The following is a 14270-nucleotide window of genomic DNA, read 5'->3' as shown; positions in this document are numbered from 1 at the left end:
GTTCATTTAAAGCCATTTTTAAAGGATTAAACGTTAATGACCACAGCGAGACTATGCCCCGGCTGCGATTTACCTCTGCTGCCGCAGGTCGCTGAACAGGGACAAAGTGCGTACTGCCCACGCTGCAACACCCGCTTGTACCGTGGTGGTTATTTTCGTTTTTCCAGTGAACTGGCTATTGCCCTAGCCTGCTTAATCCTCTTCATTCCGGCACATCTTTTTCCGATGATCACCATTCGCTTGTTTGGTGTCATGATCCCAGCAACCATAACCTCTGGCACGGTCTCATTAGCACCGACATTTCCGGTGGTTGCTGCCCTTATTCTGTTTTGTAGCTCTATCGCACCATTATTGGTTTGTGGCTCTATTTTGGGTGCACAGGCTGGGTTGAAGTTCCGGCGTATAAAGCTTTTCCGCCGTTCGCTATGGATTATTGAACACCTCAAGCATTGGGCAATGTTTGATGTGTTCCTGGTAAGCCTTGGGATTTCTTGTTTCAAAGTACAAGACTATGCCGATATTTTCGTCGGCCCAGGATTATATTCCCTGGTGATGCTACAACTGCTAATGGCGCTTCTGCTTACCCGTATCAGCATTAACCGGTACTGGGAAGCCTGGCAGCCTGAGACTGCTCATAAGAAATATAGCCACGCCCGTCACTGTCATCACTGCCACATGACACAAGATGACCACGAGGAATGCATACGTTGTAACAGCCTGCTTCACAAGCGTATGCCTCACTCCATCCAGAAAACCTGGGCATACCTAATAGCAGCAACTGTCTTTATCTTTCCTGCTAACCTATATCCGATTTCTATCTTTCTAAATAATGGTAAACGTGTCGAAGATACTATCTTCTCGGGTGTCGCCTCGTTGGTGAATTCCGATATGCTAGGCATTGCCATCATTATTTTTGTCGCCAGTATTGTCGTACCAGTGGCCAAAATTCTTGGTCTGGCCTTTCTCTTGTTGACCATCCAATTCAAACGCAGTGTGAATCACCTGCAACACATGAAGCTTTATCGATTCATTCAGTGGATTGGCAAGTGGTCAATGATGGATTTATTCGTTATTTCAATCATGGTCGCCTTGATAGACCGTGATCAATTACTCAATTTCACCCCCGGACCAGGCGCGATTGCCTTTGGTGTCGTAGTGGTGCTGACAATGCTTGCCGCAGAAAGTTTGGATTCTCGTCTGATATGGGACAACTATGAACAACGGACCTAATAACCAACAACCTAAACCGGTCGATATAAAGCGCGATCGTGGAGTATCCCCCCTCTGGATCCTGCCCGTGCTTGCCTTGATTCTCGCAGGGTGGCTTGTCTTCAAAGCCGTCAATGAGGCCGGAGAACGGATAAAAATCCACTTCAATGACGCTGCGGGCTTGGTCGCCGGAAGAACGACTATTCGTTACCAGGGTCTTGAGGTGGGTATTGTTCGTGACGTCAACCTATCACACGATTTGAAAAGCATTTATGTTGAAGCCGACATTTACCCAGAAGCCGTGCAAACTCTGCGCTCAGGTACCCGATTCTGGTTGGTAAAACCTAAAGCCTCTATTACCGGTATTTCTGGTCTGGATGCCCTCGTCTCGGGCAATTATATCGCTTTGCAACCGGGCGAAGGCAAATTTGCCAACGAGTTCGATGCACTTGACGGCCAACCCGCCGATACCCCTGTCGGAGAAGGCCTGAAGATCCAACTGCGTGCCCCACATTTAGGTTCAATCAATATTGGCTCGCAACTGCTGTATAAGAAGATACCGGTCGGTGAGGTGTACAACCACACTCTGAGCCAGAACAACAAACAAGTGATCATTGATGTGTTAATCAAACCGCAATATGCCAATCTGGTCACCAACAAGAGTCGATTCTGGAACGTCAGCGGTATGAGTGCCAATATTGGTTTCAATGGTGTCGACGTACAGTTCGAGAGCTTGTCGGCCATGATTAGTGGCGCCATCGCGTTCGACTCGCCGGATAAAGGGCTACCAATTGAACCTGATCACCTCTTCCGGCTCTACCCAGATCTGAATACTGCGGGTCGCGGTATTGCCATCACTATCGACTTGCCAGAGAACAGTAACATTAGCGCGAGTGGCGCACCCATTGTGTATCGGGGCTTACAAATCGGTCAGATTTCCGATATTCGCCTTGATAAAGAGCGCGGAACCATTGTTGCCCATGCTGCTATCGAGCCAATGATGAGCGACTTACTGAACACAGGTTCTAAGATGCTTCTGGAAGAAGCCGAGCTATCGTTAAATGGTGTGAAAAACATTGGTAACCTGCTTCGTGGTAACTTCCTGACCTTGATCCCTGGCGCCGGTGAGACCAGTCGCCAATTTGTTGCCATCAACCAAGACGAACTGCAAGAGCAGCAACCCGGGGTGGCCTCTTTCTCACTGTACGCAGATGATAGTTACGGTATTAAACGTGGCACCAAACTCAAGCACCGAGGTCTGGAAGTCGGTCGAGTTAAATCGGTAAAACTGGATGGTAATCAAGTCCGCTTTAGTGTCATTGTGCGCCCGGAGTACACCAAGCTAGTGCGCTCCGGCAGTCGTTTCTTTATCGATGGCGGCATTCAAGCCAATTTGAACAGCCAAGGACTCGATGTTTCTGTACCGCCTGCTGATCAATTAATCAGCCAAAGCATTAGTTTTACAAGCAGTGGCAATAGCCGAGTGTTAAGCCAATACCCGCTTTATAAAAGTAGGCAATTAGCCACAATGGCGGCAGAAAAAGCCCAAGGCTTTGCTTCTATTCACCTGTATGCCGATGAACTACCTCCAATCTCAGAAGGTAGTCCGGTGCTATACCGCAATATGGCGGTGGGTGAAGTGACCAGTTATGACCTTTCTCGTGACGGTGTCACTATCAAGTTGAAAGTTGACAATAAGTACCGCCATTTGATCACCGCTAACACCGTATTCTGGAATCGCTCAGGCGTCGAAGTAGAGGCAGGCCTAGGCGGTGTTCAAATCAAAGCCGATCCAATCAGTACTCTTATCAAAGGTGGCATAGCGTTCGATGAGCTTGAAGGCGTTACCAACCGCAGCGGCAACCGCTATAAGCTCTACAACAGTTACAAAGAAGCCAAAGACTACGGTTTGCTGGTGACCATGATTGCCGCTGATGCTAAAACGATAAAGGTACACACCGATATCCGCTACCAAGGCGTGAACGTAGGTAAAGTGATTGAAACCGAGCCTGATTTCAATACTGGTAAAGTCATTGTTAAAGCCCGCCTATTCCCTAAATATGCCGAGCTACTGGCAAAGGCCGACAGCCAGTTTTGGATTGTCAGCCCAAAAATCAGCATCACCGGTGCCAAAAATCTTGATACCCTACTCAGCAGCTATATTGCCGTGACACCAGGCAAAGGCCACTATTCTCAAAGCTTCACTTTGGGCAATGCCCAGTTGCAGAATAAAGGGTTAAGCGTCGTTTTGGAGACTGAAGAGCGTAACTCAATCAGTGAAGGAACACCGCTGCTGTATCGCGATATCCAAGTTGGCGAAGTAGTTAAAGTCAGCCTTGGGGAGCTGGCAGACAGAGTGATTATCGAAGCCCAAGTCGAACAGAGCTTCAGTCACCTTGTTCGTACTGATAGCGTTTTTTGGAATGTCTCGGGTATTGATGTCACTATCGGCCTGACAGGAGCCTCAGTACAAAGTGGTACAGTGGACAGCCTTATCCGCGGCGGTATTGCCTTTGCGACTCCAGAGACCCAACCACTCTCGCCAATTGCCGAGAGTGACAGCCACTTCCTGCTGCACGATACTGCCAAGCCGGAATGGAAAACATGGCGCACGGCAATTCCGAAGCACTAGACTTACTTTAAGTTAAAGCCAATGAATCGAGAAAAGGAGCAGAAATGCTCCTTTTCTTTTGCCTGTTCGCCTTTCTTTTTACGTAGCTATCGACAAATGATAAACTTCCGCCCCACTGCTAGATAATCGAGACATTCCCTTGCATCCTAATATCCATATCCCAGACGCATTCATTGAGCAAATTCGTCAGATCATGCCTGAACACCTGAGCATGGATGAATTCATTGCTATTTGTAAAACTCCCCTGCGTCGCAGCATCCGTGTTAACACCTTAAAAATCAGTGTGAAAAGCTTTCTTGAACGTGTCGCCGATAAAGGCTGGACACTCACACCGGTACCTTGGTGCGATACCGGATTCTGGATTGAGCGAGAAGATGAAGAGTCTGTCTCTTTAGGCAATACCGCAGAGCACATGGCCGGTCTTTTTTACATTCAAGAAGCCAGTTCAATGATGCCCGTTGTTGCGCTATTAAAAGATAACGACAAACTTGATTGCGTACTGGACATGGCCTCTGCACCGGGCTCGAAGACAACCCAAATTGCCTGTGCCATGAATAATCACGGCGCTTTGGTGGCCAATGAACTGGCCGCAAGCCGTATTAAGGTACTGCACTCTAATTTGCAGCGCTGTGGCGTCTTCAACGCAGCACTTACCCACTTTGATGGTTGTGTCTTCGGTAGTTGGGCACCTGAGTCATTCGACTCAATCTTGCTTGATGCTCCCTGTTCAGGTGAAGGAGCCATACGTAAAGACGACGATGCAATGGCAAACTGGAGCTTGCAGTCAGTTGAAGACATTGCAGCAGTACAACGTAACCTCATCATCAGCGGTTTCCAAGCACTCAAGCCAGGTGGCGTAATGGTTTACTCAACTTGCACGCTAAACTTAAGCGAAAACCAACAAGTCTGTAATCACCTGAAAGAGACCTTCGGTGATGCGGTAGAGTTTGAACCTCTCGCTGACTTGTTCGATGGTGCAGAGAAAGCCCTGACCGAAGAAGGGTTCCTGCACGTCTACCCGCAAATCTTCGACAGTGAAGGTTTTTTTGTTGCTCGTATTCGCAAGCTTGCAGCGGTCGAGTCACCAGAAGTGAAGAAGCGCAAAGGCAAATTCCCATTCAGTCCAGCTAGCAGCAAAGACACTCAAGCCATTACCCAAGCATTTAAGCAAGACTTGGACTTAAGTATCCCCGCAGGTGGCGAAATTTGGCTTCGTGATAAAGAGGTATGGTTGTTCCCGTCACAGCTGCGTGATCTCCTGAGTGAAATTCGTTTCCAGCGTATTGGTATTAAGCTGGCGGAACAACACAAGAAAGGTTACCGCTGGCAGCATGAGGCGATCATGACCATTGCCACGGGCCAGGAAAAGACGGCCGTTGCACTTAATGCGGCACAAGCGAAAGAATGGTTTATGGGTCGGGATATCCGTCCTGATAACTTATCAGGAAAAGGCGAAATTATTGTCACTTACCGTGACTACCCTATTGGCATTGGCAAATGGGTGAGCAATCGCATCAAAAATGGCTTGCCTCGTGAACTGGTGAGAGATACCAATTTATTTGACATCTAATTCCACTTTTTGAGCAAGTAAATTGTCACTGAAACAACTAGCATTAAGTTACTGCAACAGATTTGCTCAATTAACAGGACATTTTTGTTAAGTATCAGAGATGAATAACATTCTTAGTGGTAAAACTGGCAAATCATACTGCTTGAACTAACATTGATAGTGTAATTGATCTCCATTTACTAACCAGTTAGCGCAAGGCTCTCACGAGCCATTCCCCTAAGCCCGAAACAGGAGTCGTTTCGGGCTATTTTTTGTCTTCATACTTCCTAGTCGCATTGGTACAAGCATTAGTTTTTTCGTTCATACCCTATGTGGTTACTTGCAATAACCTTGAGCCATAGGGAGGATACCAATTTAAAAACAGTAACTTAAAACGCATAAACCCTATTCGATTTTTTCGAATAACTTAACCGGTTTTTTCCGCTATCTTCAAAACGCCTCCCTTCGTATAGTTAGTTCCAAGCCAAACGGCAATGCATTTCAAGGAGCAAACGATGTCAAACGTTCTAGTACTAAAATCAAGCATTCTCGGTGACTACTCGCAATCCAACGGTCTTATCGATCACCTTGTTAATTCATTGAACACCACAGCCGTTATAGAGCGTGACTTAGCAACTCAGCCAATACCTGTTCTGGATGGCGAAATTGCCAGTGGTTTACGTGGCGGTGATAACCTCAGCGAAAAACAACAGGCAGCGCTTGCGCTTTCTGATCAATTAATTAATGAAATCAAAATCAGTGACACCATTGTTATTGGTGCCCCGATGTATAACTTTTCGATTCCTACACAGCTTAAAAACTGGTTTGATTTGATTGCCCGTGCCGGTGTGACTTTTAGTTACACAGAAAACGGACCTGTCGGCCTGCTAACAGGTAAAAAAGTGATTGTGGTTACCACACGTGGTGGCATGCACAAAGGCGGCGATACCGACATCATGGTGCCTTATTTGAAAACATTCTTAAGCTTTGTTGGCATGACTGATGTTGATGTTGTTTATAGCGAAGCGCTGGCGATGGGCGATGAAATGGCAGCAAAAGGCATTGCTCAAGCGAAGCAAGAGCTAGAAAGCCTAGCGCAGTAATAGCCAAATGAGTTTCGAATAGTAAGCAGTACCTTCTCACGGCACTGCTTATACCAATCTGCATAAGTAATTGATCTATGTATTACGCAGGAAAAATGGTTGTTATCAAGGCAGAGCTACTGTGATTTCACTCGTGGATAAGGCCTTTTTGTTGTGCTGTTCATCTCTTGTGCTGAAACAGCCCTAGAAATCAAACTGTACATACACCGTGTTGTAGTTACTCCCGCCTTTAATGCGCCCAAACTGGGAAGCACTTTCAAAAATCGCTGAGCGGTGATGCAAACTGTAACCTAGCCACACGCCATTTAGCGGTTTATGGTTGAACACATCACCAAGGTTGACATCAAAAGAGAAGTCTAAATAATTAAGCAGCTTACTGGGTTCGTACCCTTTTCGATCCATCTCAGACTGTTCAATGTAAGTAATGCGATTAACATAAGACAAGCCCTCGGCAACACCAAAACGCCACTGTACCGGCCACGTAAAGGTGTAATAGGCTTTTATCGCCATCACATATTCTTGCGTTGAGCTTTGAACATCGGAATGCCAGTGCCATACATAGCCAGGAGTCAGATAGATATCCAGCGGTAAGCCAAACAGCTCATCGGTCAGGGGGTGACCATAAAATACAGAGGTCAACTGATTATTAAATTCGTCTTTTTCGGTATTACCTGAGAATATTTCACCAATATTCGATGGTGTCGCCCAACCATGAGCTATACGCAAATATGGCTTATTGCTGATAGTCGACTTTCTCGACTTCTTGGCATCATTAAAGAAGCCGAAGCCAAGGTATCCCTCACCTTGCCAGTTGTCACTGATAAAAGCAGCATCACGAGTATTACTATCAAAGTAGCGAGCATAAGCCCCACCGACAACGTATAAGTTAGACGTTACATGGTAACTAAATGCAGAACCCATTTTGAAGTCTACGCCTGAGTCAATATCTTCTAGATTCAACCCGTAGTAGTAACTGTTGTAATCACTGTCTTTCCAAATCAAGGATGCCTTCGGAAGAAAACGCCAGTCATTATATTGATAGTCACCACCAATGGAGAACTGAGAACTTAATCTACCATCAGGATCAGTCAACAACTCAACATCGGTATAGGTGTTTTCATCCCAACGATATTTATACTGAAAGCCATAATCCGCTGTATCGCCGCCTATCTCATTTTGGAAAGAAGAGGGTATGTCGATAAAGTGCATCCGTATGAGGGCATTGACTTCCCAATCTTGCTCACGGTAGAGGTTAAGGCCACCTTCTGTGCCGTTGATAAACAAACGCTCCCCCTGATAGAACATCATGGGAACAAAGGTTGCTACTGTTGAATCTTCAACAACAGACTCAGTTGCATAAGGAATCGATGCGCCTCGCATGACCGCAGCGATACCCCACTTTTGTTCACCGTCTCTTTTCTGCCGCAAATCGTCTACAGATATAAAGCCTAATGACTTCTCTTGCTCTATCGACACGGGAGTATTTTCGGTGGCGGCAGCCAATGCTGCGAATGGCAAACAAGCGATAAAACCAAGGTGCTTAGACAATCAATTTCCCTCAAAAAAAATCATAACTATGATAATAGCTTTTATTGGCTTATATATACCTGAATTAAAGTACATTATTGTCGAGAGAAGGTAAAAAAGCATAAAAAAAGCCCGATAATGATCGGGCTTTAAGAAATCAATTTCCACAATTACTGCTGAGAAGCAATCTCTGCTTTTTTCAGATCTTTAACGTTCTTGCTGACTTCACGGCGTTCTTTCGAAAGCTCAGCACTGATGATGATGTGGTCATCAACACGGTCTTCGTAGTCACCTTTCATGTTTTCAATAATCTCGACAATCTGATCATGAGTCATGTCAGCTTTGATATAGTCAAGTAGGTTTTCCAGCAATTCAACACGCTTACGGTTATCGCGCACTTTACGGTCGTTGTCTAGGATCTCACGTTTTAGCTTATTCTTGCGACGAGTCTGACGAACTAACTCTAGGATAGTGTTCATTATTTGTCCTTATATGAATCTACAAAACCTAACTGCCCCCGTTATAGCAGAAACATGTATTGCCACTCAAGTCACATTTTGAGTCGTGAAACCAAAACAGCCTGCTTCATTGACTTATTTCATCAAACGGAGCGATACACATCCTGCGACTTGAAGTCACCTGGGTATAAAGCTAAAAGTAAGATTTAGTTAAATTTGTGAGATTATTTAAGTGCTGGCTCAAGTTCGACAAAATCCTGTGAAAGCCCCCACAAATTTCTTATTTTTTTATTTGCAATTAGCCCAATGCTGCCTAATCTTTGAAGTGAGCAATACTGTTTTGCACTGATATGACATTGGCTTCTGAATCACTTCGTCTAGCAATTCTTTTTGCAAGTCCAACCGGTGTATAAGAGTTCAATTGTTACAGATTAGATAGTATTGGCATATGTACAGATGTAAGTTATCCAGGAGACAACATGTCTAAAGCAACAGGTACCGTTAAGTGGTTCAATGAAGAAAAGGGTTTCGGTTTCATCACACAGGACAACGGCGGTGCTGATGTATTCGTTCATTTCCGTGCAATTACTGGCGATGGCTTCAAGACCTTGGCTGAAGGTCAAAAAGTAAGCTACGAGACAGAGCAAGGGCCAAAAGGTTTACAAGCTGCGAACGTAGAAAAAGTTTAATTTTCTCCGTTTACACTTGGATAAAAGGGCTGTTAAAGCCCTTTTTTACGTTCTACATTAACCGCTTACCTGTACGCTTATTACTCAGCCATAAGTTAACCGCTTAGATTTCGACCTTTCGCTCTAATCTGCCGTGAAATCAATCAAAACAGTGATAACATCTTGTATACCATCATTAAAACAACAGCTTCAGTACAATCCAAATCACACTTTTCCATATAAACGACTTAATTTCACAGTATTTGCTTGCCTCCCACCCTCTCGTATGGCCTAATGACCTTGGCCTGAAATGCAGACCTATTTATGCAACAAATTGAAATAGAAAACTTCGTTACACCGCTTCATCGAGCGACGTTGTCCTGAAGAGCTCAACATTCTTTTGTCCATAAGTAATTCATTATGATGGCTTAAGTACGCAACAAGCGTTTATTAATTTTTTGATTCAGGAGACATTCCATGTCTAAAGCAACTGGTATCGTTAAATGGTTTAACGACGAGAAAGGTTTTGGTTTCATCACTCAAGACAACGGCGGTGCTGACGTATTCGTTCACTTCCGTGCTATCGCTGGTGAAGGCTTCAAATCTCTAGCTGAAGGCCAAAAAGTATCTTTCGACATTGAACAAGGTCAGAAAGGTCCTCAAGCTGCTAACGTTGAGCGCATCTAATTGCGTTAACGTGAAGAATTCCAAAAGGGTGCCCTCGGGTGCCCTTTTTTCTTTCCTGCCTCCCTCATCAGTAACACCCTTTTTCTCCCCTATCAAAAGCTGTTCTGTGTAACAATTTTGAAATAAATTGAATCTCTAAGATTAAGAAGCGCCCTTTTACTTTCCTTTCGCCGTACACTGGGAATAAATGCTTTTGTTTCACGAGATTTATATATATGGCAGTACATCGCACTTATCAAACACAGTCTATTCATCGTCTTCTCATCGCTGGGGCTGCAGTCACTTTCTCTCTTCTCTTTGTTTTTTTCGTCACCGACCATCTACTCCAAAAAAAACAGACCGAACTCCAATCTTTACAACACACGATATTAGAAGCCTCTAATGGCATGCTCATGATGCGCCGTCATGAAAAAGACTACCTTGCACGAGTCGATGAAAAATACTTAACGAAGATGCAAGACACCTATTTAAATCTCAAGGCTCAAATATCTAAAATCAACCATGCTATCGATAAGCATGCTATTGCAACCCATTATCAAGGGGAACAGGCACTAGATAGTATTGATAGCTATTACCAACAATTTAATATCATGAGCCATACTGTTCTCGATATTTTCGGTGAAGAAGGAGCGAAGAGCTTAATTGATCGATTAAAAGATAGTGCCCTAACTTTCGAGCACGCATTAATTGCTGCCAATTCACCAGAGGTTGATACGCTCACTCTCACAACCAAAGATTTAATGTATAAGTTTTTCAATGATTTTGACCCTCAGTTGCTCCCCCTCATCGACCAAAATCTAGAAGAAATAGGAACTGCTATCGCGGCGTCCCCCAAATTGAGTTCATCAGCCAACAACTTTGATAGATTCAAGGGCGCGTTTTATACATTACAACGCAGCTATAAAACACTTGGCTATTCCCATAACGATGGAATGCATGGTGAGCTGCGCAGTACTATCCATTCATTAGAGTTCACCCTCAATATCCTGTTTACAGAAGCGCCAAAACAAATAGAACTGGCAATGGGCAAATATGAAACCTATAAAAACGCGGTCGCGCTCGGGCTATGCCTCGCTATTATATTTGTTCTACTGTACGTAATAAGACAAACCAATAAGCTTGAACAAGCCCTAATAACAGCGCGCGAGCAAGAGAAACAAGCCAACAAAGCTAAAAGTGCTTTCCTGGCCAACATGTCTCATGAAATCCGCACGCCGCTAAACGGCATTCTAGGAATGACAGAAATACTATCAGACTCCAAACTCAGCGCTGTGCAAAGCGACTACCTCTCGACCATCAACGCATCTTCCCAGACTTTGCTGATGCTCATAAACGATATTCTCGATTTATCCAAAATTGAATCTGGCCACCTTGAAATTGCACCCCATACATGTGCACTCAAAGAGGTCATCTTTGATACAGCTGCACTTATTGCCCCGAAAGCCCAGCAAAAGAAAATAGACTTGGTGGTCGACTTAGACTCGGCCCTCCCCGACTATATCAAAGCCGATGAGCAAAAAATTCGCCAGGTATTGATGAACCTTGCATCTAACTCTATCAAGTTCACAGAATCAGGATCGATTACTTTTACCGCCAAACAGGTTCATTGCTCTTTAGAACACACTCAGGTTTTCTTTTCAGTTAGCGACACAGGGATCGGTATAGACAGCGATAAGCAAGCCCACATCTTTGAAGAGTTTCGACAAGAGACAAGCCATACTTCCTCGCAATATGGAGGGACAGGTCTAGGCTTGGCTATCTCTGCAAAAATCATTGAAATGATGGGCGGTGAAATCCAGTTAGTCTCCCAAAAGCAGGTAGGCAGTACATTTTCTTTTACCCTGACTTTTCATAATGATGACCAGACCACGAGCCCAGTACCAAGCTTACCGGTATATTACTTGGCATCAAACCATAACAATTTGTTGGTCTCAGAAATAAAGCGATTCGGTTATCAGCTAACTCTTTGTCACACAGTTGATGAAATGCTCAACGCGGACAGCGCCTCTACCGTTGTGATTATTGACGAGCCGAGTTCACTGCCGATTGCTGCAAACCAACTTAATCCTTACAAGATCATTTATGTGCGCAAAAATCATGAGGTCATTGATGGCATTGCCAACAATGTTGTTGCCTTAGCAACCGCTCCATTATTCGGTATGCGATTGAATAATAAACTGAAACAAGCTTTCTCTATTGGCACTCATGATAACAAGAAACAGCCTCAATCATCCCACGCTGACACTTGTACTAAAACCGATATAGCAGCCAAGAAGCAAACTATCTTGATTGTCGAAGACAATAAGATTAACCAGCAAGTTGTGTGTATTAACTTAAAACGTGCAGGTTATGAATACTTGATTGCCAATAACGGTCAAGAAGCCGTTACCCTCTACAAGCAGCATCATCAACAAATCGGCCTGATATTGATGGATTGTATGATGCCGGTGCTTAACGGGTTCGAAGCGACTCTGGCTATCAGGGCTTGGGAACAACAGCAGACTCTGGATAGGTCTCATATTATTGCCCTAACCGCCTCTATTCTTGATGACGATATACAGCAGTGTTTCGACAGCGGAATGGATGATTACCTGCCAAAGCCTTTCAAACGGGATGTATTAATAGAGAAACTACAAAAACAAACTAATGAACCTATTAACCTAAATACCGGATCCCTTAAATCCACGTCCCCCATTAGTTAACGTGCTGATTTGAAAAGTAAACGGAACAATGGTTTGGTTTTATGACGACAGTGATGCCGATTTTTACGATGCTTCTGTGAGCTTGTTCAGTGTCGGCGACTCTATCGATTCTAAACAACTTGCTAATCAAACATGATGGTTCCGCAGATGTTCTTACTGCTATTGAAAGCGACACAGCGGTGTCAATTTAAGCGCAATTATCAATATTTTATTTAAACTGTTTCGTTCAACTATCCAATTATCAACTTTACTTAAACTGCTATCATTCATACCGTTATGATTACCTCATCAAGGAATACAGCAATGCAAAAAGTCATTCTTGTTACTGGCTCAACCGACGGCATCGGGTTCGAAACAGCAAAAATGCTTCTATCGCAAGGTCATCATGTACTTCTGCATGGCCGTAATCCAGCAAAGTTGAAAGACGTAGAAAACCAGCTCAGTCAGTTACAAGGTAACGGAAAGGTTGAAAGTTATGTCGCAGATCTGTCAAAGATGTCTGATGCCTATAAACTTGCCGCCGAGGTTTCTGCCCAACATGCCAAACTGGATGTCCTCATTAATAACGCTGGAGTATGGAACTCCCCAGAGTCAAAAACAGGAGATAGGTTTGATGTCCGTTTCGCTGTGAATACCTTTGCACCGTACCTCCTAACCAAGGCTTTATTGCCGCAGCTGGGCAGTACAGGACGAGTGATCAACCTGTCTTCTGCCGCACAATCAAGCGTTGATTTAGACGCACTGGCAGGCAATACGCCTCTCTCCGACGGTGACGCCTATGCACAAAGTAAACTGGCGATTACCATGTGGTCTCGCAATATGGGGCTTGCCATGAAAGAAAGTGGTCCAATGATAGCGTCGGTCAACCCAAAATCGCTACTTGGCAGTAAGATGGTGAAAAGTGCATTTGGTATAGCTGGAAGTGATCTTAGTGTCGGGGCAGATATTCTGGTGCGCGGTGCACTGTCTGATGAATTTGCGAATGCCCACGGCCTTTACTTCGATAATGATATCGGCCAGTTCGGACAGCCGCACCCTGACGCATTGAACGATAAAAAAGTCCAAGCGGTAATGACAGCGATGGACTCTGCGCTAGCGAAGTTTCAGCCGTCGTTTTAACTCTACTGCTCTCGCGATATCGCCCTTCACTTAATCCAGAAATTCGGGTTTGCAAGTACCTTTGGGTTAAGTGAAGCTAGCTTAGAGAAGAAATGCTCACCTTTCTCCTCTTATTATTTCAGCTTGACCCCAGCAAGGGCGTCGAAAAGTACCCGCTTTTAGGTAGCCTAACCATCTCTTGGTCAATTTGAATACCCAAAGTGATCAGCGCCGGCCGTACGACCACTTTCAAATAACGAGGTTCACGACTTGTCGGCTCATTGAGCAAATCGCCCGAACAATCACAACCAATCGCAACCTTAGATGAGCAGTCATCACCACAACTGATCAGCCACAAGGAAGTGTTAGCTATGTTCCACATCAGCAGCAAAGCCACGATCTACAAGTGGCGACAAAACCGCGGGTTCCCCGCTGCGGTGGTTACGATCTGCAGTTGAAGAATGGAAGGAAAATATTGGGGGATGTGGTCGGTGAAAAATGAAGCGGCCGATTGGCCGCTTCAACAATACGTCATGAGCTGTATCTCTGTATTGCATAAATGCATGCGCCGGAGCAAACCGGACACCTATTCCGGCATTATCCGGACAGTCATTCCGTTTTAATCCGGACACCCATT

The 14270-nt window shown here is 44.7% G+C and carries 11 protein-coding genes; 8 read left to right on the top strand and 3 right to left on the bottom strand.

What is annotated here, in order from left to right; all coding sequences use genetic code 11:
- Positions 1-36 precede the first annotated feature (36 nt).
- The 4 genes from ACVA53_RS19450 (at position 37) to ACVA53_RS19435 (ending at position 6493) form a co-directional block, all read left to right on the top strand.
- A complete protein-coding gene (locus ACVA53_RS19450; protein WP_255044519.1) occupies positions 37-1230 on the top strand; it encodes a paraquat-inducible protein A in 1194 nt (397 codons plus the stop codon).
- Entirely contained in the window at positions 1214-3841 is a 2628-nt protein-coding gene (locus tag ACVA53_RS19445; protein ID WP_446505992.1) for an MlaD family protein, read from the top strand. The genes ACVA53_RS19450 and ACVA53_RS19445 overlap by 17 nt, the downstream gene beginning before the upstream one ends.
- A gap of 139 nt (positions 3842-3980) precedes the next feature.
- Complete coding sequence (gene rsmF / locus ACVA53_RS19440; protein WP_446505991.1) at positions 3981-5411, top strand: 16S rRNA (cytosine(1407)-C(5))-methyltransferase RsmF; 1431 nt, start codon at positions 3981-3983, stop codon at positions 5409-5411.
- Positions 5412-5905: 494 nt separating this feature from the next.
- Entirely contained in the window at positions 5906-6493 is a 588-nt protein-coding gene (locus ACVA53_RS19435; protein ID WP_446505990.1) for an FMN-dependent NADH-azoreductase, read from the top strand.
- 183 nt (positions 6494-6676) lie between these two features.
- On the opposite strand, the gene ACVA53_RS19430 is transcribed toward ACVA53_RS19435, so the two are convergent.
- Positions 6677-7936, bottom strand: coding sequence for a MipA/OmpV family protein (locus ACVA53_RS19430; protein ID WP_446506010.1), 1260 nt, complete (start codon positions 7934-7936; stop codon positions 6677-6679).
- A gap of 254 nt (positions 7937-8190) precedes the next feature.
- Positions 8191-8499: a DUF496 family protein gene (locus ACVA53_RS19425; RefSeq protein ID WP_255044096.1), complete on the bottom strand. Its 309-nt coding sequence runs from the start codon at positions 8497-8499 to the stop codon at positions 8191-8193.
- Between the two features lie 458 nt (positions 8500-8957).
- On the opposite strand from ACVA53_RS19425, the gene cspE (ACVA53_RS19420) reads away from it, so the two are divergent.
- The 4 genes from cspE (ACVA53_RS19420) (at position 8958) to ACVA53_RS19405 (ending at position 13654) form a co-directional block, all read left to right on the top strand.
- A complete protein-coding gene (gene cspE, locus ACVA53_RS19420; protein WP_107347945.1) occupies positions 8958-9167 on the top strand; it encodes a transcription antiterminator/RNA stability regulator CspE in 210 nt (69 codons plus the stop codon).
- Between the two features lie 456 nt (positions 9168-9623).
- Entirely contained in the window at positions 9624-9833 is a 210-nt protein-coding gene (gene cspE, locus ACVA53_RS19415; protein WP_036830632.1) for a transcription antiterminator/RNA stability regulator CspE, read from the top strand.
- Between the two features lie 215 nt (positions 9834-10048).
- On the top strand, positions 10049-12535 hold the full coding sequence (locus tag ACVA53_RS19410; RefSeq protein ID WP_446505989.1) for an ATP-binding protein: 2487 nt from the start codon (positions 10049-10051) through the stop codon (positions 12533-12535).
- Between the two features lie 303 nt (positions 12536-12838).
- A complete protein-coding gene (locus ACVA53_RS19405; protein WP_446505988.1) occupies positions 12839-13654 on the top strand; it encodes an SDR family NAD(P)-dependent oxidoreductase in 816 nt (271 codons plus the stop codon).
- Between the two features lie 344 nt (positions 13655-13998).
- Here ACVA53_RS19405 and ACVA53_RS19400 read toward each other — a convergent pair.
- A partial coding sequence (locus ACVA53_RS19400; protein ID WP_446505987.1) for a hypothetical protein occupies positions 13999-14270 on the bottom strand: 272 nt, incomplete at its 5' end.

Source organism: Photobacterium sp. DNB23_23_1, from assembly GCF_052873815.1.
This window is presented reverse-complemented; position numbering and strand designations above follow the sequence as displayed.